Source organism: Sphingomonas sp. FARSPH (genome assembly GCF_003355005.1).
Taxonomy (GTDB): domain Bacteria; phylum Pseudomonadota; class Alphaproteobacteria; order Sphingomonadales; family Sphingomonadaceae; genus Sphingomonas.
In genome coordinates this window covers 3,218,402-3,240,375 of record NZ_CP029985.1, presented here as the reverse complement: position 1 = coordinate 3,240,375, position 21,974 = coordinate 3,218,402, and the positions used below count along the sequence as shown (strand labels likewise).

Annotated in this window: 23 protein-coding genes and 2 tRNA genes; 2 read left to right on the top strand and 23 right to left on the bottom strand. The window is 69.3% G+C overall.

The window, feature by feature from the left end:
- The first annotated feature begins 7 nt into the window (after positions 1 to 7).
- Complete coding sequence (locus DM480_RS15350) at positions 8 to 1,324, top strand: AmpG family muropeptide MFS transporter (protein WP_198665856.1); 1,317 nt, start codon at positions 8 to 10, stop codon at positions 1,322 to 1,324.
- On the opposite strand, the gene DM480_RS15345 is transcribed toward DM480_RS15350, so the two are convergent.
- The 22 genes from DM480_RS15345 to DM480_RS15240 form a co-directional block, all read right to left on the bottom strand.
- Complete coding sequence (locus tag DM480_RS15345; protein ID WP_115381457.1) at positions 1,321 to 1,749, bottom strand: DUF6628 family protein; 429 nt, start codon at positions 1,747 to 1,749, stop codon at positions 1,321 to 1,323. The two genes, DM480_RS15350 and DM480_RS15345, sit on opposite strands and share 4 nt — an antisense overlap.
- Positions 1,750 to 1,820: 71 nt before the next feature.
- On the bottom strand, positions 1,821 to 3,128 hold the full coding sequence (locus DM480_RS15340; protein ID WP_115381455.1) for a bifunctional folylpolyglutamate synthase/dihydrofolate synthase: 1,308 nt from the start codon (positions 3,126 to 3,128) through the stop codon (positions 1,821 to 1,823).
- A 31-nt stretch (positions 3,129 to 3,159) separates the two neighbouring features.
- Complete coding sequence (accD, locus tag DM480_RS15335; protein WP_115380406.1) at positions 3,160 to 4,017, bottom strand: acetyl-CoA carboxylase, carboxyltransferase subunit beta; 858 nt, start codon at positions 4,015 to 4,017, stop codon at positions 3,160 to 3,162.
- Between the two features lie 4 nt (positions 4,018 to 4,021).
- Positions 4,022 to 4,816, bottom strand: coding sequence for a tryptophan synthase subunit alpha (gene trpA, locus DM480_RS15330; RefSeq protein WP_115380404.1), 795 nt, complete (start codon positions 4,814 to 4,816; stop codon positions 4,022 to 4,024).
- A complete protein-coding gene (trpB, locus tag DM480_RS15325; RefSeq protein WP_115380402.1) occupies positions 4,813 to 6,078 on the bottom strand; it encodes a tryptophan synthase subunit beta in 1,266 nt (421 codons plus the stop codon). The genes trpA and trpB overlap by 4 nt, the downstream gene beginning before the upstream one ends.
- Positions 6,075 to 6,710, bottom strand: coding sequence for a phosphoribosylanthranilate isomerase (locus tag DM480_RS15320; protein ID WP_115380400.1), 636 nt, complete (start codon positions 6,708 to 6,710; stop codon positions 6,075 to 6,077). The genes trpB and DM480_RS15320 overlap by 4 nt, the downstream gene beginning before the upstream one ends.
- 46 nt (positions 6,711 to 6,756) lie before the next feature.
- Positions 6,757 to 7,110, bottom strand: coding sequence for a glyoxalase (locus DM480_RS15315; protein ID WP_115380398.1), 354 nt, complete (start codon positions 7,108 to 7,110; stop codon positions 6,757 to 6,759).
- A 6-nt stretch (positions 7,111 to 7,116) separates the two neighbouring features.
- On the bottom strand, positions 7,117 to 7,536 hold the full coding sequence (locus tag DM480_RS15310) for a GFA family protein (RefSeq protein WP_115380396.1): 420 nt from the start codon (positions 7,534 to 7,536) through the stop codon (positions 7,117 to 7,119).
- Positions 7,537 to 7,560: 24 nt separating this feature from the next.
- Positions 7,561 to 8,232, bottom strand: coding sequence for an orotidine-5'-phosphate decarboxylase (gene pyrF / locus DM480_RS15305; RefSeq protein WP_115380394.1), 672 nt, complete (start codon positions 8,230 to 8,232; stop codon positions 7,561 to 7,563).
- Positions 8,229 to 8,573 carry a lipopolysaccharide assembly protein LapA domain-containing protein gene (locus tag DM480_RS15300; RefSeq protein WP_115380392.1) on the bottom strand — a complete coding sequence of 115 codons (345 nt, stop codon included), beginning with the start codon at positions 8,571 to 8,573 and terminating at the stop codon, positions 8,229 to 8,231. The genes pyrF and DM480_RS15300 overlap by 4 nt, the downstream gene beginning before the upstream one ends.
- A gap of 87 nt (positions 8,574 to 8,660) precedes the next feature.
- On the bottom strand, positions 8,661 to 10,946 hold the full coding sequence (locus DM480_RS15295) for a patatin-like protein (RefSeq protein ID WP_115380390.1): 2,286 nt from the start codon (positions 10,944 to 10,946) through the stop codon (positions 8,661 to 8,663).
- A 19-nt stretch (positions 10,947 to 10,965) separates the two neighbouring features.
- Positions 10,966 to 11,694 (bottom strand): endonuclease/exonuclease/phosphatase family protein, encoded by a 729-nt coding sequence (locus DM480_RS15290; protein WP_115380388.1) that lies wholly within the window; start codon positions 11,692 to 11,694, stop codon positions 10,966 to 10,968.
- A gap of 42 nt (positions 11,695 to 11,736) precedes the next feature.
- Complete coding sequence (locus DM480_RS15285; protein ID WP_232834039.1) at positions 11,737 to 12,030, bottom strand: hypothetical protein; 294 nt, start codon at positions 12,028 to 12,030, stop codon at positions 11,737 to 11,739.
- A gap of 72 nt (positions 12,031 to 12,102) precedes the next feature.
- A tRNA-Thr gene (locus DM480_RS15280) sits at positions 12,103 to 12,178 on the bottom strand.
- 71 nt (positions 12,179 to 12,249) lie between these two features.
- Positions 12,250 to 12,933 (bottom strand): spermidine synthase, encoded by a 684-nt coding sequence (locus tag DM480_RS15275; RefSeq protein ID WP_115380384.1) that lies wholly within the window; start codon positions 12,931 to 12,933, stop codon positions 12,250 to 12,252.
- Positions 12,930 to 13,289: a DUF6481 family protein gene (locus DM480_RS15270; RefSeq protein WP_115380382.1), complete on the bottom strand. Its 360-nt coding sequence runs from the start codon at positions 13,287 to 13,289 to the stop codon at positions 12,930 to 12,932. The genes DM480_RS15275 and DM480_RS15270 overlap by 4 nt, the downstream gene beginning before the upstream one ends.
- A gap of 87 nt (positions 13,290 to 13,376) precedes the next feature.
- Positions 13,377 to 13,452, bottom strand: a tRNA-Lys gene (locus DM480_RS15265).
- A gap of 94 nt (positions 13,453 to 13,546) precedes the next feature.
- Positions 13,547 to 14,659 (bottom strand): rod shape-determining protein RodA, encoded by a 1,113-nt coding sequence (gene rodA / locus DM480_RS15260; protein ID WP_115380380.1) that lies wholly within the window; start codon positions 14,657 to 14,659, stop codon positions 13,547 to 13,549.
- Complete coding sequence (gene mrdA, locus DM480_RS15255) at positions 14,656 to 16,740, bottom strand: penicillin-binding protein 2 (RefSeq protein WP_115380378.1); 2,085 nt, start codon at positions 16,738 to 16,740, stop codon at positions 14,656 to 14,658. Before mrdA ends, rodA begins: the two co-directional genes overlap by 4 nt.
- Positions 16,737 to 17,255, bottom strand: a complete 519-nt coding sequence (locus tag DM480_RS15250) for a rod shape-determining protein MreD (RefSeq protein WP_115380376.1) — start codon at positions 17,253 to 17,255, stop codon at positions 16,737 to 16,739. The genes mrdA and DM480_RS15250 overlap by 4 nt, the downstream gene beginning before the upstream one ends.
- A complete protein-coding gene (mreC, locus tag DM480_RS15245; RefSeq protein WP_115380374.1) occupies positions 17,252 to 18,163 on the bottom strand; it encodes a rod shape-determining protein MreC in 912 nt (303 codons plus the stop codon). The genes DM480_RS15250 and mreC overlap by 4 nt, the downstream gene beginning before the upstream one ends.
- 24 nt (positions 18,164 to 18,187) lie before the next feature.
- A complete protein-coding gene (locus DM480_RS15240; protein ID WP_115380372.1) occupies positions 18,188 to 19,228 on the bottom strand; it encodes a rod shape-determining protein in 1,041 nt (346 codons plus the stop codon).
- A 135-nt stretch (positions 19,229 to 19,363) separates the two neighbouring features.
- On the opposite strand from DM480_RS15240, the gene mutL reads away from it, so the two are divergent.
- Complete coding sequence (mutL, locus tag DM480_RS15235; protein WP_115380370.1) at positions 19,364 to 21,157, top strand: DNA mismatch repair endonuclease MutL; 1,794 nt, start codon at positions 19,364 to 19,366, stop codon at positions 21,155 to 21,157.
- A gap of 29 nt (positions 21,158 to 21,186) precedes the next feature.
- Here the strand turns inward: mutL and DM480_RS15230 are convergent, their stop codons facing one another.
- Positions 21,187 to 21,729 carry a TetR/AcrR family transcriptional regulator gene (locus DM480_RS15230; RefSeq protein WP_157968812.1) on the bottom strand — a complete coding sequence of 181 codons (543 nt, stop codon included), beginning with the start codon at positions 21,727 to 21,729 and terminating at the stop codon, positions 21,187 to 21,189.
- Positions 21,730 to 21,974 lie beyond the last annotated feature (245 nt).

The following is a 21,974-nucleotide window of genomic DNA, read 5'->3' as shown; positions in this document are numbered from 1 at the left end:
CGCGGATATGGACGATACGCGGCAGCGGACGTGGTGGGACGGCGTCAGGCCCTATGCGGAGCGCGCGCCGATCGCCGCCTTCCTGCTCGGCATATCGTCCGGCTTTCCCTATGCGATGATCGGCGCGACGCTGACGACGCGGCTGGCGCAGGACGGCATCGACAAGAAGACGGTGACCGCGTTCAGCCTCGCCTTCCTAGTCTACAATCTGAAATTCCTGTGGGCGTGGATCGTCGATGGCGTGCGCCTGCCGGTGCTCGGCCGGCTGGGGCAGCGGGTGTCCTGGCTGATCGTCGCGGGCATGCTGGTGATCGCGGCGGTCGTCCATCTCGCGCTGGTCGACCCCAAGGCGGATATCGCGGCGGCGGCGCTCGCCGCGATCCTGGTCGGTGCAGCGGGTGCGACATTCGACATCGTCATCGACGCCTATCGCATCGAAATTCTCGAACCGCGGCAACTCGGCGTCGGATCGGGGATGAGCCAATATGGCTGGCGGATCGGATCGGCGGGCGCCGGCGCGATCGCGCTCGTCGTCGCGGACCGGATGGGCTGGTCCGCCGCTTACATGGCATGTGCTGCGCTGGCGCTGCCCGCGATGGTCACCGGCCTGTGGCTCGGCGAGCCGCCGCGGCATCGCGAACCGCAGGAAAAGCGCGGGCTGGGCGAGGCGGTGCGCGCGGTCTGGGGGCCGTTCGTGCAATTCTTCGCGCGGCCGGGCGCGATCCTCGTCCTCGCCTTCATCCTGATCCACAAGGTCGGCGACACGCTCGCCAACCTGACGTTTCGCCTGCTGTTCGCCGATCTGAAGTTCACCGGCGACGAGATCGCCTTTTACGACGTGTTCATCGGCTTCCTCGCCTATCTGGTCGGGATATTCATCGGCGGCATCCTCTACGCACGGATGGGGATGAAGCGGTCCGTGCTGCTCGCGCTGGTGCTGATGGCGGTGTCCAACCTCAGCTTCGCGGGGCTCGCGGCGGCGGGACATTCGAACCTCGGCATGGCGGGCGCGATCGGGTTTGAGAATATCGCCAGCGGCTTCGGCGGCGTGGTGGTGATCGCCTATTTCTCTGCGCTGTGCGACCTGCGCTTCACCGCGGCGCAATTCGCGCTGATCTCCGCGGCGGCGAGCATTCTCGGCCGGATCGTCACGGGGACGACGGCGGGGGCGCTGATCGAGGCGATGGGATATGTCAATTTCTACCTGCTCACTACGCTCGCTGCATTGCCTGGCGTCGCCTTGTTCTGGTGGATGAGCCGGTCGGGACTGGTCGATCGATCGATCGGCAGCGCGGGCACCGCGGGCGAGGGGGATGTGCGCTAGGCGCAGATCGGCCGGCCTTCGTCCGCGAAGCTCGCGGCGACCGCCGCGGCGCTGGCGAGCGCGCCGTCGACACGGCGGACGGCGAGCAGGTCGCCAAGCAGATAACGCGCGCTGTCGGGCAGCGTCTCGACCCGCGCGAGAACGGTGATGAGCGCGCGTTCCGCCGCGGTCATCCGCGCGCAGCAGCAGGGCGCGATCGCGATCGTCTCGCCCGCCGTCGCCGCCAGATCCGCCATCAACGCGCGCAACAGCATCAACGGCCGGCGGAATCCTTCGCCGAAGCTGGTGAACAGGATATGCGCGGCACGCGCGTCGGCGAGCCCGTGCGCGCCCATGCGCCGCACCGCGAACAGCGCGATCCGTGCATTGGGACAGACGGGGATCGCATAGGGAAGCGGGGTGAGCGTGGTGGCGGCAGCGGTCATCGTCAGCGACTCCTGAGAACGAGTCGCAAATTCGAACATGCGCTATTGCAAGTCAATCGCAGATTTTATTGTCAGTCCGGTGCTTCGTCGTTCAGATGGAGCGCTTCGCCGGCGAGGTACAGCGACCCGGCGATCAGTACCACCGCATCGCCCGCGACCAGCTCGAGCGCCGACGCCAGGTCCGGCGCAACCGACGCGGCAACGCCGAAATCCTCGGCGAGCGAAGCCAGCTGCGCGGGCGCGTGGCTGTCGTGGCCTTCCACGGGCACTGCGATCGCCCGCGACAGGGTGGGTGCGAGCAGCCGCAGCACGCCCTCGGCATCCTTGTTGGCGAGCATCCCGACGACGAGAACGACGGGTCGCCCCTTTGCCAGGCTGCGCAAGGCGCGCGCGACGGGCTGCGCCGCCGACGGATTGTGCGCGCCGTCGAGCCACAACTCGCTTCCCGGCGACAGGCGGTCGCGCAGCGGTCCTTTGCCCATCCGCTGCATGCGGGCGGGCCATTGCGCCCATTGCGCGGCGGCGCGCATCGCGGCTTCGGGCACATGCACCGCGGCTTGATGGCGCAGCATGGCGATCGCCAGCGCGAAATTGTGTGATTGATGCGGTCCGACCAGCCTTGGCCGGGGGGCGGACAGCGCGAAGCCCGCGTCGCGATAGCGCATCGTCGTGCGTCCGCTCTCGCTCCACCATTGCCGGTTGCGCGCGAACACTGGCGCGCCGGCCGCCTCTGCGACCGCCGCGACGCGGTCCCGCGCCGCACGCGGATAGTTCATCGTGATTATCGGCACGCCCGATTTGGCAATGCCCGCCTTTTCGGTGGCGATGTCCGTCAGCCGGTCGCCCAGGAACGCCTGGTGGTCGAGGCCGAGCGCGGCGATGCCGGTGACCGCGGGGCGATCGACGACGTTCGTCGCATCGAGCCGCCCGCCGAGGCCGACCTCCACGATCGTTGCCGCGGCCGGCGTCCGCGCGAAGGCGAGGAAGGCGGCGGCCGTCGTCACCTCGAAGAAGCTGGGCGCGATGCCCTCGGCATGATCGAGTACCTCGGCGAGCAGGGCGGCGAGGCTCGCGTCGTCGATCAGCCGGCCGGCGACGCGGATACGTTCGTTGAAGTGGACGAGGTGCGGGCTGGAGAAGACGTGGACATCGCATCCCGTCGCCTCGATCGCGGCGCGCAGGAAGGCGCAGGTCGATCCCTTGCCGTTCGTGCCTGCGACATGGAAGACCGGTGGCATCGCCCGGTGCGGATCGCCGAGCCGCGCCAGCAGGCGTGCGATCCGGTCGAGGCCGAGCACGTCGGCGCCCGGTGAAAGCAACGACAGACGGTCGAGCTGCGCCTGCACGGCGGGATCGTTGGATGTCGCGTGATCGGGCATCGCCATGTGCTTCCGGGCGGAAATCCTGGCTTCAGGCGGCCCTTGCGCTGGGCGTCAGATAACCGATGACCGTCGCCAGCCGCTCACGCAGGTCGCGGCGATGGACGACCATGTCGAGCATGCCGTGGTCGAGCAGATATTCGGCGCGCTGGAAGCCCTCGGGCAATTTCTCGCGGATCGTGCTTTCGATGACGCGCGCGCCCGCGAAGCCGATCAGCGCATTGGGCTCGGCGATCTGGACGTCGCCCAGCATCGCATAGCTGGCGGTGACGCCGCCGGTGGTCGGGTCGGTCAGCACCACGATATAGGGCAGCCCCGCATCGTGCAGCATCTGGATCGCAACGGTGCTGCGCGGCATCTGCATCAGGCTGAGGATACCCTCCTGCATCCGCGCGCCGCCGGCCGCGGTGAAGATGAGGTAGGGCGCATTGTCCGCGATCGCCGCCTCGACGCCGCGCACGAACGCTTCGCCCACGGCGAGGCCCATCGACCCGCCCATGAAGGCGAAGTCCTGCACGCCCATCACCACGCGGTGGCCATGGATCGTGCCGCGCGCGTTGATCAGCGCATCCTGCTCCTGCGCCGATGCGCGCGCCGCCTTGAGGCGCGCGGCATAGGGCTTGGAGTCGCGGAACTTGAGCGGATCCTCGGGCACCTTGGGCGCGGGCAGTTCGCTGCAGCTGCCCTCGTCGAGGATGTGGCGGAAACGCTCTTTCGGTCCGATCCGCTCGTGATGGTCGCACCGTGGGCAGACGGAGAGATTCTCTTCCAGCTCCTTGGTGAAGATCATCTGGCCGCAGCCCTTGCACTTGTGCCAGAGATTCTCCTCCGACGTTTCGCGCGTGGTCACGCGCGACAGGGCGTTACGGACGCTGGTGATCCAGCTCATGGTCTCAAGCCTTTCTGGCGGCGCGAACGGCGGCCGCGAGCGATTGGATATAGGCGGTGACGGCGGCGGGTGCATCTGCACCGTGCTGCGCGACGATCTCGACGATCGCGGAGCCGACGACGACCCCGTCCGCGCGGGCCGCGATCGCCGACGCCTGTTCCGGGGTCCGCACGCCGAAGCCGACCGCGATCGGCAGGTCGGTCGCCGCCTTCAGCCGCGCGACCGCATCGTCGATCGACGCCTGCGCCGCCTGTTGCAGGCCGGTAATGCCCGCGACCGAGACGTAATAGACGAAGCCCGACGCGCCATCCAGCACCTGCGGCAGGCGCGCGGCATCGGTGGTGGGGGTGGCGAGGCGGATCGGCGCGATGCCGGCGGCGCGCAGGTCAGGGCCGAGCGCATCGTCCTCCTCGGGCGGCACGTCGACGCAGATGACGCCGTCGACGCCCGCATCGGCGGCAGCCCTCGCGAACCAGTCCGACCCGCGGCGCAGCATCGGATTGGCATAGCCCATCAGGACGAGCGGCACGTCGGGATGGCGCGCACGGAAATCGGCCGCGATGCGCAGGATGTCCGCGGTGCGCGTACCCGCCGCGAGGCTGCGCACGTTCGCCGCCTGGATTGCGGGGCCGTCGGCCATCGGATCGGTGAAGGGCATGCCCAGTTCGATCACGTCCGCACCGCCTGCGACGAGCGCGTCGAGGATCGCAGGCGTCGCACCCGGCGTCGGATCGCCCGCGGTGACGAACGTCACCAGCGCAGGATGATCCTTCGCGAAGGCAGCGGCGAGGCGGTTCATATCGCCACGCCCAGCGCGCTGGCGACGGTGAAGATGTCCTTGTCGCCGCGGCCGCACAGGTTGACGAGGATGCGCGCGTCGCGGGACATCGTGCGGGCGCGGCGCGTGACCGCGGCGATCGCATGGCTCGGCTCGAGCGCGGGGATGATGCCCTCCGTCCGGCAGAGCAGCTGGAACGCGTCGAGCGCCTCGGCATCGGTGGCGCTGTCATATTCGACGCGGCCGATATCGCGCAGCCAGGCATGTTCCGGACCGATGCCGGGATAATCGAGCCCGGCGGAGATCGAATGACCTTCCGCGATCTGGCCGTCCTCGTCCTGCAGCAGATAGGTCTTGTTGCCATGGAGCACCCCCGGGAAACCACCGGCGAGGCTGGCGGCATGCTCGCTGCCGCCAAGGCCATGGCCCGCTGCCTCGACGCCGAGCATCGCGACCTCGGGGTCGTCCAGGAACGGGTGGAACAGGCCGATCGCATTCGACCCGCCGCCGATCGCCGCGACGAGCAGGTCGGGCAGGCGGCCGGTGCGGCTGAGCATCTGCGCGCGCGCCTCGCGTCCGATCACGCTCTGGAAGTCGCGGACGAGTTCGGGATAGGGATGCGGACCCGCCGCGGTGCCGATGATGTAGAAGGTGTCGTCGACGTTGGCGACCCAGTCGCGCAGGCCTTCGTTCATCGCGTCCGACAGCGTCGCCGCGCCGCTGGTGACCGGGCGGACCTCCGCGCCGAGCAGCTTCATGCGGAACACGTTGGGCTGTTGCCGCTCGACGTCCTTGGCGCCCATGTAGATGACGCAGGGCAGGCCGAAACGCGCGCAGACGGCGGCAGTGGCGACGCCATGCTGGCCCGCGCCCGTTTCCGCGATGATCCGCGTCTTGCCCATGCGGATTGCGAGGAGGATCTGGCCGATGCAATTGTTGATCTTGTGCGCGCCGGTGTGGTTGAGCTCGTCGCGCTTGAACCAGACCTCCGCCCCCATGTCGTCCGCCGCGCTCTCGCGCAGCGCGTCGGTCAGCCGTTCGGCGTGGTAGAGCGGGCTCGGCCGGCCGACATAATGTTCGAGCAGGTCGTCGAACTGCGCGCGGAATGCCGGGTCGGCCTTCGCCCGCTTATATTCGCGGTCGAGGTCGAGGATCAGCGGCATCAGCGTTTCGGCGACATACCGTCCACCGAAGGCGCCGAAATGACCGCGCGAGTCCGGTTGCTGACGGAAGCTGTTCGCTCCCGCGGGAGGCTGGGTACGGAAACTGTTCGGAGCGTTCATAGCTGCGCCGCTTTAAGGAAGGCGGCGATCTTGTCCACATCCTTGACCCCCGGCGCGGATTCGACGCCGGACGAAACGTCGACCATCGGCGCGCGCGTGCGACCGATCGCCTCGGCCACGTTGGCGGGATCAAGGCCGCCGGACAAGGCCCAGGGCAACGGGTGCGCGAAGCCATCGAGCAGGTCCCAGTCGAAGCGCACGCCCATCCCGCCGGGCAGTGCTGCGCTGTCCGGGGTCTTGGCGTCATAGAGGATGCGATCCGCCGCACCTACAAAGCGTCGCGCCGTCTCTAGATCGGCGCGCGTCTTCACCGCGACGGCCGCCCAGGTCTCGCGTCGAAAGCGCGTCCGGATCGCGGCGACGCGGTCGGGGGCGGTCTTGTGCAACTGGATCGCGCCGAGGCGGCCAGCGCCGACCGCGCCATCGAGCAGGTCGTCGTCGGGGTCGACGAACACACCGACCCGCAGCACGCGATCCGGCACACGGGTGGCGAGCCCGGCCGCGCGATCGAACGGCAGGTCGCGCGGCGAGGGCGCGAAGAAGACGAAGCCGACGTGGCTCGCGCCGCCGCCGATCGCCGCATCGAGCGTCGCAGGCGTCGACAGGCCGCAGATTTTGGTGAGGATCGGCATGGCCCCGGCTATAGCCGGATCGGGTGCGGAGGGAAGCGGCCCGCCGTCAGGCATCCGGTTCTTCGCAGACGTGCCACAGCACGCCCGCCGGATCGACCAGCATGCCGACGCGAATGCCCCAGGGCTTCATTTCGGGCGCCTGGGGCGCACGCACGCCGAACCGCTGCGCCAGCGTCTCTGTCCGGCGCCACCAGTCGTCGAGGTCGGTGACGAACAGCTGGTGCATCGAATTGCCGGCCCATTCGGCCTGATAGTAATTCTGGAGCAGAAAGCCCGCGCCGTCATATTCGAAGATCGCGACACCATCGTCGGCGTAAAGGCGGGTGAACCCGATCGCTTCGTAAAATGCCTGGGACAGCGCGAAGTCGCGTGCGGGCAGGAAGGGGCGGATCAACGCCATCGCCGATCAGGCCGCTGGTACGAAGCGCAGGACGCCGACGATCCGGTTGCTGCCACCGTCGGATGGATGATGCACGCCGTCGTTGACCGGAATCTCCGGAAAATCGAACGGGCTGACGCCGTCGAGGCAGGCGGCGTTGACGCCATATTCGTCGCCGTTCGAACGTCGGCGATGATGCGTATAGATGCCGCAAACGGAGCAGAAATGATGTTCCGCCGCACCGGTGTTGAAGCGGTAGGTCGACAGCCGGTCCGCACCGGACAGGATGGCGAGGTCACCGACACGGGCGGTCAGCGCGACCGCGCCGCGCATCCGGCAATAGCTGCAATCGCACCGCCGCGCGGCGTCGAAACCGCCCGACAAGCGCACCGTGAAGCGGATCGCGCCGCAATGGCAGCCACCCGATCGCGGCGCGGCGTCGCTCATCGCCGGGCGCTCACAGTCGAACGGTCATAGGGTCGCGCCGATCGCCCGCGCGGCAGCGTCCGGGTCCTCGGCCTGGGTGATCGGACGGCCGACCACCAGCACCGACGCGCCCGCATCCAGTGCGGCGCGCGGCGTGACCACCCGCTTCTGGTCACCCACCACGCCATCCGCGGGTCGGACGCCGGGCACGACGAAGAATCCCTTGGGCCACGCCGCCTTGGCCGCGGCGACCTCCGCGCCCGAACAGACGATGCCGTCGATCCCGGCGGCGTGCGCCAGCTCCGCCAGGCGCAGGACATGGTCGTGCGGGCTGCCCGCGACGCCGGTCGCGGCGAGGTCGTCGTTGTCGAGGCTGGTCAGCATTGTCACCGCGACGACCTTGGTCTGCGGCGGCGCGGCGGCTTTCGCATCCTCGAGCATCGCACGGCCGCCGGCAGCGTGGACGGTCAGGATCGCCGGGGCGAGCGGGCTCAGCGCCATCACCGCCTTGGCGACCGTATTGGGGATGTCGTGGAGTTTGAGATCGAGGAAAACGGGCAGGCCGAGCGCCTCCATTTCGCGCACCCCCGCCTGGCCGTGCGCGCAAAAGAATTCGAGGCCGAGCTTGATGCCGCCAACGTGATGGCGGACCCGGCTCGCCAATGCCTTGGCGCGGGCGAGGTCGGGCGTGTCGATCGCGACGTAGATCGGGCTCACAGCAGGCGCCCCTCCGCGGCGACGGCGGCGTCGATCCGATCGGCATCGCCCGCCGGCGGGATCGCCAGCGACGATGCGGCGGAAGGAGGCATCGCGCGCATGTCCGCCAGCATCCGCTCGCTGTTGGTCAGCCGCTGACGCAGTCGCCAGCGTACCGCGCCCAGATAAAGGTAGGTCGGCAGGAAACCGAGGAGGAAGGTGACGAGCAGCAGCAGCGGCAGGTTCACGTCGGCGATCAACCCGCCCCACAGGTTGATCTGGATGCTGGTCCAGTTGCCGTAGGTGAACAGCGCCGCGACGAAGGCGAGCAGGAACCAGAACAGGATCTTGAGGAACTGCATGCGGAACTCCCAGGGGCGGTCCGAACGCTAGCGGCTGCATCGCGCGATGGCCAGCCCGTCGGCGTCGTCCGCCGCCCGATCGCGTCCCTAGCCGATTTCGCGGCGCAGGCTGGCGATCAATGCGGGAATGGCGGTGAGCCGCGGTTCCTCTTCATCGAGGATCGCGTGGAAGGCGGCGCGCTTGATCGCGGCGACGCGGCCCGCGCGCATGCGCACCGACGCGGGCAGGGTGGACACGCAGATGTCGATCATCCGCTCGGCGCCGTGCAGGCGGCCCCATAGATAGTCGTTCTCGCGGTACGCGCGGCTGAAGAACGCGCCGAAGCTGTTGAACTGGATGCCCTTCAGCGTCGCCTCCGCGCCGCCGCTGCGGATCGCGGTCGCATCGTCGGGGGCGATCCGGTCGACCTTGATCGGGTCGAATTCGTCGAGCCCCTCGCCCTGCAGCAGCGGCAGCGTCGCGGTGTCGTAATAGGGGAAGCCCAGATAGGCGAGCAGCAGCGCGCGGCGCGGCGCCTTGTCGAGCGCGTTGAGGGCGCTGGCGAGGCGGGCGTCGGTTTCGGCGTCGAGGCGGGTAAGGTCGAGTGCCGCCGCCAATGCATCGAGCAGGGGCACGGCATCCCCACCGCGCAGGCTGCGGACCTGATCCTTCAGATGCGGATGATCGTCGGCGCGCTGGCGTTGCAGGTAGAGCGCGAGCGAATCGTAGATGGCGTCGCGGATCGGCTCGACATCCGCGCCCTCCGCCTCGACCTCGGTCAGGCGCCGCGCCATCAGGCGCAGGCGGCGGATGCGGAAGCCGATGTCGTAGGTGCGCAGGAAGTCGATCGTCGCCGCGCTTTCCTTGCCGGTGAAGGTCGGGCCGACCTCGCCGAAGCCGCGCGCCGCGATCGCCGACTCGATCGCGGCCTTCAACCGGCGCCATCGGTGCTGCCCCGGCTCGCCGCCGACATGATAGAGCAGCGCGGTAATCGTATCGATGACGCCGGCAAGCTTCAGATGGCCGTAGGCGGCATAGCCATAGCCCGCGCGGGTCGCCGCGGCGGTCTGCGCGCGGCGACGCCACGCGACGAGGCGCGCCGCCGTCGGGCTGTCGAGGAAGAAGGTATGGCCGAACAGTGCGCCAATCTCTTCCTCCACGGCGGGGCGCAACGCGGTGACGATGCCGCGCATCCGGTCGATCCGCGCCGATCGCGCCGCGATGGCCTCGAGGTTGTCGCGGATCGGCTGCTGACGCGGCAGGTCGCTGAGCGCGCCGAGTATGGTCTGGAAGAAACCGGGATCACCACCACCCGAGCCGAGGCGGATCTTGATCCCGGGCGATGGGTCTATGTAGACGAAGCGACGGTCTATCTCCCGCCGCGCGGGGCGTTCCTTCAACGCGTCGATGGCGGGGCGGAAGGGGGCGTTGGCCAGCACCGATCCGTCGATCAGCACTGCCTTTTCGGCCTGCCGCGCCGCGAAATGGCGGGGCAGGGCGCGCTTCAGGAAGGCGTTGCGCTCGGGCCAGGCAAGGCCGCGTTCCGCGAGAACGCCATCGAGCTCGGCGACGGTGAACGGCGGGAACGCGCCGGGGAAGCTCGACGTCGCGCGCGCCGCGAAGGCGAGATCGGGGATCGCCGCCAGTGCGGCCCCCGGCACGCCGTGATCCGAAAAGCCGATGACGATGCGGTGTTCGGTTTCCAGCACCTCCGGCGGCGAATTGAGCGACAGCCGTTCGGGATGGCCGGTGAAATCGGTAACGGTGACGAACAGGTCGAGCGGCTGGCCATCGGGAAGCAGACGGGGGCCGCGCGGCGTCGCCGCCATGGCGTCGAACGCGTCGAGCAGCATGCCGGTAAACGTCGCCCCCCCGAACGGCGGTTCGAACCAGCGCGACCGGACGAAATGCGATAGCTTGCTGCGCACCTCCTCGCGTGTCGCCTCGTCAAGCGCGGCGACCTTGTCCGCACTGCGTCCCGCCGCCATCCAGGCGATGGGCAGCGCCCACATCTTCGAAAAGCGCGTGGCGGGTGCGGCTTGCGGGTCGATCAGCGCCTCGACGTCGGCGGAGGTCAGCCACAGGTTGGTCAGCGGCTCCAGGCTTTGCCCCGTGGTGATCGCCTGGGCGAGGAAGATGCCGTTGATACCGCCCGCCGACGCGCCCGCGACGATATCGGCAAGGACGCGCAGCTTCATGCCGGCCGTTGCCTCGATCTCCTCGATCAGTGCGGCGTAGACGCGCTCGCTGCCTGCATCCGGCTGCGTCCCGTCGTGGCTGGCGCGGCTGGCCCGGACGACGCGCCACACCTCCTTGGTGATGCCGTGCATGTAGACCGCAAGGCTGATGCCGCCGTAGCAGACGAGCGCGAGGCGCAGCTCCTTTTCGCGCATCAGCGTCGGGCCGCCGCGCTCATGCGAGCGCCAGCGTCGCCCAGATGGGCAGATGATCGGACGTCTTGCGCGCGGCGGCGCTGGTGTGGACGCCGCACTCGGCGACGGTCAGTTCGCGCGACACCATGATCCGGTCGAGCCGGCCGACCGGGCGTCGCGAATGGAAGCTCGGTCCCGTCGGCGCCATGGCATGGTCGCGGCCGAAGTCGCGCAGGCATCCTGCCGCTGCGGTCCACTCGTTGAGGTCTCCCATCAATATCGTCGGGTGACGGTGCAGCGAGGCATCGACATGCGCAAGGATCGCTGCGGCCTGCCTCCGGCGCCACAGGCCCGAAAGGTCCAGATGCATGCCGACGACGCGGATCACGCCCGCCGGCGTGCGCACATCCGCCATCACCGCGCCGCGCGGTTCCAGCGCGGGCAGGTGGATCGCTTCCCGGTCGACGATCTGCGCGTTCTTGCGCACCAGAATGACGTTGCCATGCCAGCCCATCGACAGCGCACGCATGCCGAACTCGACCGGCTTCCAGTCGCTATGCTCGTCGAGCAGGTGGCGTGGGATCACCGATTCGCGGGCGCCGAATCGCCGGTCCGCCTCCTGCAGCGCGACGATGTCGGCGTCGATCTCGCGCAACACCTCCAGCACCCGTTCCGGGTTGCGGCGCCGATCGAGCCCGATCCCCTTGTGGATGTTGTAGCTGGCAACCTTTATCCTGGGAGCAGGCTTTATCGTGGAAGCGGGGACCATTGCGCAAGCGGAACGCTCCGGCACCGCCGCGGTTGCAGCCGTTCAGGCGCGCAGCGGATGCGCGCGACGCCAGGCGACGACGACGAGCAGCACGCCGACGATCACCGTCGTATCGGCCAGCCAGTCGTGGATGTCGCAGTCGCGGTGCAGCGCCGGGATCGACTGCACCACCTCGACCAGCGCGCCGACGAAGGACAGGCGCTCACCGATCCGCAGCAGTTCGGCGCGCGGCCAGCCGGCGACCGCGAGGATCGTCAGCGTCCCGAACGCCAGCATGTGCTGGACCTTGTCGTTATCCGGCAGCGGCATGTGCGGCGGGTGCGGCGTGAACGCCATGCCGAGCGCGAAAAGAAGGGCTGCGCCGAAGAGGATACGCAGGACGCTTTGCAGGACCGATCCTTTCGGGAATGGTGCCGAGTGCAGGGATCGAACCCGCGACCTTCGGTTTACAAAACCGCTGCTCTACCAGCTGAGCTAACCCGGCGACGCGGCCCCCATGCGACAGTGCGAGGCCCTAGTCCAGTCTCAACGCGCCCAGTCTCAACGCGTCCAGCCTCAACGCGGCGTCGCGAACCAGATGATATGCGTCGCGCCCTTGCCACCGCCCTTGCCATCGTCGCGCGCGCGGACGCGGACTTCGTCGACCGCGAAGCCCGAGCGGGCCAGCCGTTTCGCGAAGGCGGCGTCGGGCGCCGCCGACCAGATCGCGAGCACGCCGCCCGGACGCAGCGCGGTGCGCGCCGCGTCGAGGCCACGCGCCGAATAGAGGCCGTCGTTGGCGGCGCGCGTCAGCCCGTCGGGCCCGTTGTCGACGTCGAGCAGGATCGCGTCATAGCGCCGCGCGCCCGCCCGGATCGCCTCGCCGACGTCGCCCATCGTGAGGCTGACGCGCGGATCGTCGAGACATCCGGCGGTCAGCTCGGCCATCGGACCGCGCGCCCATTGGATGATGCCGGGCACCAGTTCGGCAACGGTGATGCGGGCGTCGGGACCGAGCCGGCCGAGCACCGCGCGCAGCGTGAAGCCCATGCCGTATCCGCCGATCAGCAGGTGCGGCGCTGCGCGCGCGCCCAGCCGGTCGCAGGTCATCGTGCCCAGCGCAACTTCGGAGCCGCTCATCCGCGTGCTCATCAGCTCGTTGCGATCGAGCACGATCATGAAATCGCCACCGCGCCGGAACAGGCGCAGCGGTTCGCCGCCGGGCACGTCGGCCACGCCCAGCAGCTCGCGCGGGGTCATTTGCCCTGCCGGGCCTTGCGCGCGGCGTAGCGCGCATCGCGCGCCGCCTTCAGCTCGGCGGCGGTCGGAACCGATGGCGGGCGCTTCGCGGCGGCGGCGGCTTCCGCCGCTGCGGCGGCATCCGCCTGCGCCTGCGCGCGCGCTTCCTCGCGCGCGGCCTTCTCCTGCTCGATCGCCGCCTTGTGCGCGGCGCGGCGCTCGGCGTCCGCGGCTTCCTTCGCCTCGCGCGCGGCGGCGCGGGCGGCGACGACGGCGGGGTCGGGCGCAGCCTTGTTGCGCAGCTTTTCGAGCGCGGTCGCCTTGGCATCGCGCGAGGCCGATGCGCGCTCGGAAAAGTTGGGGACCTTGTATGCCATGTCGCTGTCTTTCCGTCGCTGCGGGACGGCCCTGCCGGGTGCCCCATGCACAACGGCCCCGCATCGCTGCAGGGCCGCTGGAGAATATGGTGGACGCACTTGGGCTCGAACCAAGGACCCGCTGATTAAGAGTCAGCTGCTCTACCAACTGAGCTATGCGTCCGTGACCGGTGGATCGAGGCGCTTTGGTGCGGCGCCGACCGCGTCGGGAGGCGGCCAATTAGCAGAGATTTGCCGGCCCGCAACCCTTTTTTCGCCTACCAGCGCACCCGCCGGCGATTTTCCCGATCGATCGACATCAGGATGCCCAGGCACAACAACACCGTCATCTGCGCCGAACTGCCGAAGCTGACGAGGGGCAGCGGAATGCCGACAACGGGCGCAAGTCCCATGACCATGGCGAGGTTGATCGCGACGTAGAAAAAGATGGTCGTCGACAGGCCCGCCGCGGTCAGGCGCGCGAACCGCGTCCCCGCGTTCTGGCCGACGTTGATGCCCCAGCGGATGACGAGCAGAAACGCCAGGATCAGCAGGCAGCCACCGACGAGGCCCCATTCTTCGGCCATCGTCGCGAAGACGAAGTCGGTATGGCCTTCGGGCAGATAGTCGAGATGGCTCTGCGTGCCTTGCAGGAAGCCCTTGCCCCAAATGCCCCCCGATCCGATCGCGATCTTGGACTGGCTGATGTGATAACCGGTACGCAGCGGATCGCTTTCCGGGTCGAGGAAGATGAAGATGCGATTGCGCTGATAATCGTGCAGCACGTAATTGATGACGAGCGGCGCGGCGATCGCGACCGACAGCGCGCCGCCGATGAACAGCCGCAGCGGCACGCCGGCGAGGAACATGATCGTCGCACCGCCTGCGCAGACCATCAGCGCGGTGCCGAGGTCGGGCTGTTTCATGATCAGCGCGGCCGGAATGCCGATCAGCAGCGCGGCGGGCCAGATCGCGCTGAACCGCCGCGTCTCGCCCGCGGGCAGCATGTCGTAAAAGCGCGCGCAGGCGAGCACGATCGCGGGCTTCATCAATTCGGACGGTTGCAGGCGGATGAAGCCGAGGTCCAGCCAGCGCTGGCTGCCGCCGCGCACCGCGCCGAGCAGCTCGACGAAGACCAGCAGCACGACGAGCGCGCCATAGGCGGGCATCGCCCCGGCGCGCCACACGCGCTCCGGCACGTAGGAAATGGCGATCGCGCCGGCGACGAAGACGTAGAAGCGCAGGCCCTGGCTGAGCGCCCAGGGTTTCAGCGAGCCGCCCGCGGCCGAATAGAGCACGATCTGGCCGAACGTCCCGATCGCGACGACGAGCAGGATCACCTTCCACGGCAGGCGCGCGATCGGGTCGGGGACGATCCCGCCGCGGCTCATTGGTCGTCGCTCCGCTCGGTCGAGCCGCCCTCGGCGACGGTGTCGCCCGCGCTTTCGTTGGCGAGCGCCGCCTGCGTCTGGTTGGCAAGATCGGTCGCCGCCTCGACCGCATCCGAATCGCTCGGCACCGTCGCGTCCGTCTTGGTCGCGGCGGCGGCAGGCGCGGGGGCGTTCGCCGCGCGATAGGCGTTGGCCTCCGCCGCCATGCGCGTCGCGATGTCGCCCCCCCAGGAAGGCTCGATCTCGGCAAGACTGGTCATCGCGCGCTGCTTGTCGAACAGATAAGTCATGATGTCGCGGCCGATCAGCGGCGCGTCGAGATCGCGGACGGTATGGCCATTATGCTCCAGCGCGATGCCCAGTGCATATTTGGGATTGTCCGCCGGCGCGAAAGCGATGAGCAGCGCGTGGTCGCGCAGCTTGAACGGCAATTGCCCGTTCTTGAGGACGCCTGCGCGCCGTTCCGCCATGGTGATGCGGCGCACCTGCGCGGTGCCCGTCTTCGCCGCGAGCGCGACGCCGGGCACGTACATCCGCGCCGCGCCGCCGGTGCCGCCCGCATTGACGACGCCGAACATCGCATTGCGCACCACCGCGAGATCCTCTGCCGGGAAAGGCAGGGGGGCGGGGTTGCGATGGACCCGATCGGCGAGCAGGCTGGGCTGCACTGCTTTGCCGGACGCGAGGCGCGAGGCCATCACCGCCAGCTGCAGCGGGTTGGCGAGCACATAACCCTGACCGATCGACGCGTTCAGGCCGTCGGCTACGGTCCAGCGGCTCTTGTACTTGCGCAGCTTCCACGCCGAGTCGGGGACGGTGCCATAGCGCTGGGTCGCGAGCGGCAGGTCGAATTTCTGGCCCAGCCCCATCTCGCGCGCGATCGGCGCGATCGCATCGTAACCGTGGCGGCGGATCATCTCGTAGAAATAGATGTCGCAGCTCTGCTCGATCGCGCCCTTCAGGTCGAGCGCGCCGTGGCCGCCCTTCTTGTGACAGTGGAAAACGCCGGTGCCGACCTTCATCGCGCCGGTGCAGACGACACGGTCGCTCGCCTTCACGCCGGCGTGCAGCAGCGCGAGGCCGTTCATCGGCTTGACGGTGGAGCCGGGGGGATAGAGCCCCTGCGTCACCTTGTTCATCAGCGGTACGTGATCGTTTTCCGACAGCATCTGCCATTCCAGATGGCTGATACCGTCGGAGAAGCTGTTGGGGTCGTAGGCGGGGACCGACACCATGGCGAGGATCTCGCCGGTGTTGCAATCCATCACCACCGCGGAGCCCGAATTGGTGCCGAGTCGGCGCGCCGCATAATCCTGCAGGCCTGCGTCGATCGTCAGCCGCTGCGTCCGGCCGGGCACGTCGGGACGCGTCGCGAGCTCGGCGACCAGCTTGCCGCGCGCGGTCACCTCGACGCGCTTCGCGCCGGGCGTGCCGCGCAGGTCGCGCTCGAGCATCTTTTCCAGCCCGTCCTTGCCGATCTTGAAGCCTGGCGTGACGAGCAGGGGATCGCGCGTCGCCTTATATTGCTCGGCGGTGGGCGTGCCGACGTAGCCGGTCAGATGCGCGACCGCCGCGCCGCCTGGATAATGGCGGGCAAAGCCGCGCGTCGGCGCGACACCGGGCAATTCCGGCTGGCGCAGCGAGACGGCGGCGAACCGATCCCAGTCGATATTCTCGGCGACCTGTACCGGCTGGAATCCGGCCGCGCCCTTCAGGTCGATCTTGATGCGTTCGACCTCGTCGGGCGGCAGTTGCAGAATTTGCGCGAGCAGGCCGATCGTGCGGTCGGGATCTTCCAGTCGGTCGGGGATGATGTCGACGCGAAAATCGGTGCGATTGTTCGCGATCGGCGCGCCGTTGCGATCGACGATCCAGCCGCGGCGCGGCGGGATCATCGTCAGGTTGACGCGATTGCTCTCGGCAAGAAGGTTGTATTTCTCGTTCTGCGCGACCGCGAGCCATCCCATTCGGCCGGCGAGCAGCGCGCCGACGCCAAGCTGCGCGGTGCCGAGCAGCCAGGCGCGGCGCGAAAAGCTGTAGGTCTGCGTCGCCTCGGTGACGATGCGTTTGCCGCGTTTCACGAAACCGCGCCCCGCTTGCGGTCGATCCAGGCGACGAACCGTGCCGACAAGGGAAACAGGGCGATGGCGATCACGATCTGCGCCAATAACACAAGATCGACGCGCGCGCCGAACGGCAAAGCGAGCCAGCGGCCCGCGATGAGGCAGAAGGCGACGCAGCCGCTGGCGATCAGCCAGTCCTGCCAGAAATCACGGAACACCAACCGTTGTTCGATAAGGTCGATCACGAGGAAGCAGAGCGACCAGAGCAGCACCGCCGACCCCAGCGGCTGGCCGCTGACGAGGTCGTCGAACAGCCCGAGCGGCGCCGCCGCCCACGGCCGCAGCGCGAACCGCGCGAGCAGCCGCCACGTCAGCAGCATGATGAGCCCGAAAGGTGGCAGCAGCGCCAGGCTGGCGACGACGGGGACCACGGCGGTGAGTGCCGATCCGGCGATCACGGTGAGCCACGGCACCGCCCGCGCACGCCCGGGAGGCAGGGGCATGCGGAACGGCTGGTGATCGATCGTGTTCATGGCGCCGTCGCGGGCGCCGGCGATGGCAGGTGCGCGGCGGCGGGCGCGCGCGGCGTGGGCGCGGGCATCGGCATGAACGGACGCTCGACCAGCGCGAAGTCCAGCGCGTCCGGCGACGCGATCGGCACGGCGACCGCGTTGTCGACGCCGGCGCCCGCGACGGCGGCGACCGGGATGCCCGGCGGGTAGATGCCGCCGATGCCGCTCGTCACGAACATCTCGCCCGGCTGGAAGCGGACGTTGGTCGCGTTGACCGATCGCACCTCGACCCTGCCGTCGCCGCGGCCCGCGGCGATGGCGGGCAGGCCGTCGCGCGTGCGGCGGACGGGGACGAGGCTTTCGGGATCGGTGACGAGCAGCACGCGCGCCGCGATCGGCCCCGTCTCCAGCACGCGGCCGACGAGGCCGACGGGGCCGCGTACCGGCATGCCCGTGCGTACGCCCTGGAAGTGCCCAGCGTTGAGCAGCGCGAATCGCCGCGCGCTGGTCGCGGTGGAGGCGACGAGCCGTGCGGTGACGACGACATCCTCCGCCCGGTCGCGCAACGCCAGCAGTGCGCGCAGGCGTCGGTTCTCGTACGCGATCGTCCGTGCGCGGGTCAGCAGCCGCTGGTCCCGCGCCACCTGCGCGCGCAGGTCGGCGTTTTCGCCATGGACGCGAAACCAGCTGCCGATCGCATCGGGCACGGTGCGCACCGTGCCGACCGCCGCATCCAGCCCGGACGCGACGGGTGCCGACACGCTCGCCACCGTCATCCGCAGCGCCGCGAAGGCGGGCGGGTTGAAGCTGGAGACGATGAGCAGCGCGACACCGACCAGCGCGCCCGCGATCGCGAGCACGTAGGCGAAGAATGCCGAATATTGCCGCCGACGCGAGAAACCCGTGCGACGGTCGCGGGCAGGCGCCATGCGCCGCTTCCCCCCGGTTGGCGGTTAACCGTTCTGCAGGACGCCGCGGAACATCGGATCCTCGAGCGCGCGGCCCGTGCCCAGCGCGACGCAGGTCAGCGGATCCTCGGCGACGGTGACCGGCAAACCGGTTTCGTCGCGCAACACCTCGTCCAGCCCCTGCAGCAGCGCGCCGCCACCGGTGAGCACGATGCCCTGGTCGACGATGTCCGCCGCCAGTTCCGGTGCGGTATTCTCCAGCGCGACGCGCACGCCCTCTACGATCGTCGCCACCGGCTCCGACAGCGCTTCGGCGATCTGGCCCTGGTTGATCTGGATTTCCTTAGGCACCCCGTTGACGAGGTCGCGACCCTTGATGTGGATCGTCATGCCGATGCCGTCCGCCGGCGGGCGGGCGATGCCGACCTCCTGCTTGATCCGCTCCGCGGTCGCTTCGCCGATCAGCAGATTGTGGTTGCGGCGGATGTAACTGACGATCGCCTCGTCCATCTTGTCGCCGCCGACGCGCACGCTGGTGGTGTAGGCGAGACCGCGCAGCGACAGGACGGCGACCTCGGTCGTGCCGCCGCCGATGTCGACGACCATCGAGCCGATCGGCTCGGTAACGGGCATGTCGGCGCCGATCGCGGCGGCCATCGGCTCCTCGATCAGATAGACCTGGCTCGCGCCCGCGTTCGAGGCGGCGTCGCGGATCGCGCGGCGTTCGACCTTGGTCGACCCCGACGGCACGCAGATCACGATCTCGGGCCAGCGCGCGAACTTGCGCGGGCCGTGCACCTTGCGGATGAACGCCTTGATCATCTCTTCGGCGACGTCGATGTCGGCGATGACCCCGTCACGAAGCGGACGGATCGCCTCGATATTGCCCGGCGTCTTGCCCATCATCAGCTTGGCGTCGTCACCGACCGCCTTCACCCGCTTGATGCCGTTGATCGTCTCGACCGCCACGACGGACGGTTCGTTGAGGACGATGCCGCGCCCCCGGACATAGACCACGGTGTTCGCGGTGCCGAGGTCGATCGCCATGTCGTGGGACATGAATTTGAAAAAGCGGGGGAGGGCCATCGGGCGAAATTTTCCGTCTTCGGTGCGAGGGCTCCGCCAGCGCCGCCGCACGCCACGGTGTCGGCCTCAGGGTCGTACCGTCGCGTTATTGCGGAAGGCTCGCGGGATGCCGCCGCTTGGTATAGAGCATGGCGCGTGTCAATACGTCGTCTGCCCGAACAACTCGTCAATCGTATCGCCGCCGGTGAAGTGGTGGAAAGGCCCGCCAGCGCGTTGAAGGAGCTGGTCGAGAATGCGATCGACGCGGGCGCGACTCGGATCGCGGTCGTGCTGTCGGACGGCGGGCTCGCGCGGATCGAGGTCGCCGACGATGGCTGCGGCATGACGCCCGCCGACATGGCGCTGGCGCTCGAACGGCACGCGACGTCCAAGCTGCCCGATGAAGCCATTGAAAACGTGACGACGATGGGCTTTCGCGGCGAAGCCCTGCCCTCGATCGCCAGCGTCGCGCAGCTGACGCTGGAAAGCCGCGTTCGGGGGGCGGAGGGCTGGGCGCGGACGGTCGACAACGGCGTCGTGATGCGCGAGGCGCCGGCCGCGCTGCCGCCGGGCACGCGCGTCGTCGTTGAGGCTTTGTTCGCCCGCGTGCCCGCGCGACGCAAGTTCCTGCGCTCGCCACGCGCCGAATATGCCGCCTGTCTCGATACGATACGCCGGTTGGCGATGGCACGGCCCGATATCGCCTTTTCGCTCGAGCATGACGGCCGGCGGGTCTTGTCGGTGATGGCGGGCGAGGACCGGCCGGCGCGAGTCGCGGCGTTGACCGACCGCGCGCTCGCCGACAATGCGGTCGCGATCGACCTGGAGCGCGAAGGCCATGTGCTGGGCGGGGTGGCGAGCATCCCCACCTACAATCGCGGGGTCGCCGATCACCAATATCTGTTCGTCAACGGCCGCCCGGTGCGCGACCGCCTGCTGATGGGGGCGATCCGCGGGGCCTATGCGGAAATGCTGCCGCGCGACCGGCATGCGGTCGTCGCGCTGTTCCTCGACGTGCCGCCCGACCAGGTTGACGTCAACGTCCATCCCGCCAAGACCGAGGTGCGCTTCCGCGACCCCGCCCTGGTCCGCGGCCTGATCGTGTCGGGCCTGCGCCGCGCGCTGGACGAGGCGGGGCATCGCAGCGTGCAGCGCCCCGCAGAGGCGGCATTGGCGATGTGGCAGGCGGAGCCGGTGTCCGCGATGGCGGGCGCGGCGCCGCCGGTCTTTCCGGGCACGTCGGAGACGCGGGCGGACGAGAGCGCCTTGTTCCGACAGTTCAGCCTCAACGACCGGCGTGCGACCTTCCAGCCGCCGCCACCCGCCGCCCGCGCCGAGGCCGCCTGGGCGCCGCCGCCGCAGACCGCTTCGCACCCGCTCGGCGTCGCGCGCGGGCAGGTCGCCAGGACGTATATCGTCGCGGAGGCGGAGGATGGCCTCGTCCTCGTCGACCAGCATGCGGCGCACGAGCGGCTGGTGCTTGAGCGCATGCGCGCCGCGCTGACCGGCGGGCGGGTGGCGAGCCAGGCGTTGCTGATCCCCGAGGTGGTGGAACTGGACGAACCGGGCTGCGACCGGCTGGAGGCGCGCGGGGGCGAACTCGCCGAGCTCGGACTCGATCTCGAACGCTTCGGCCCGACCGCGATGCTGGTGCGCGCGACCCCGGCCCTGCTGGGGCAGGCGGATCCGAAGGGGCTGGTGATCGATCTTGCGGACGAGCTCGCCGCCTTCGACCAGGCGCTGTCGCTGCGCGAGCGGCTGGATGCGGTGGCGGGGACGATGGCATGCCATGGATCGGTGCGCGCTGGCCGCGTTCTGTCGGTCGCGGAAATGAACGCGCTGCTCCGCGAGATGGAGGCGACGCCGCATTCCGGCCAGTGCAACCACGGACGGCCCACCTGGGTGAAGCTGGCACATGGCGACATCGAGAAGTTGTTCGGGCGCAAATAGCGGGAGGGGCGTCCTGGCGCGTCCCGCACTCAGGGCTGCAGCCCCCTGAGCAACAGGCCGATCGCGACGGTCAGATCGGCGTCGACGTCATGGTCGGGCAGGCTGTGCTTGGCGAGCCCGCTGAGCATGCGCACGGCCAGGACGAGGTCGGCGGGACCGACGTCGAGGCGGAGCGTTCCGGCGGCGTGGGCGCGGGCGGCTACCGGGCCGAGCAGCCGGGCCAAGCGCTGGCGCAGAGCCTCGAACCGGTCGCGGTTGTCGCCGTCCGGCGGGATGTCCGCGGCGATGCGCTGGAACATCGCGCTGGCGCGGGCACCGTGGCGGACGAGGCGCAGCAACGTGTCGGCGAGCGGCGCGGCGGGGTCGATCACCGCCTCGGCCGCGTCGATCTCGCGTTCGAAGATCGCAATGGCCAGCGCCATCCGATCGGCGAAATTGCGATAGAGCGTGCCGCGGCCGACGCCTGCGCGCTCGGCGATCTGTTCGAGCGGCACGGTAAACCCGCCCTCGCGGAAACATTCGTGCGCGGCATTCAGCAGAGCCTCGCGCCGCAACTGCGCATCGCGACGCAATGCGCGGCTCACGAACGGCGGGGCGGGGGCGTCGTCTGGGCGGATCGCGGCATTCCTCTCTCTCGGTCCGTCCCATCTACAAGGTCGAACGGGGCGGACCGCCGATCGATCGTCGTCACGGGACCATTTTCGTGCGGCGGCAAGGGGAACACTTGTCCGATCGCGGGGTTCCTGCGATAGCGGACATCGCGTCCGGTTAAAAGGGTGCAGGCGCGTTTGTCGCGCAGACGGTCGCAATCACAACA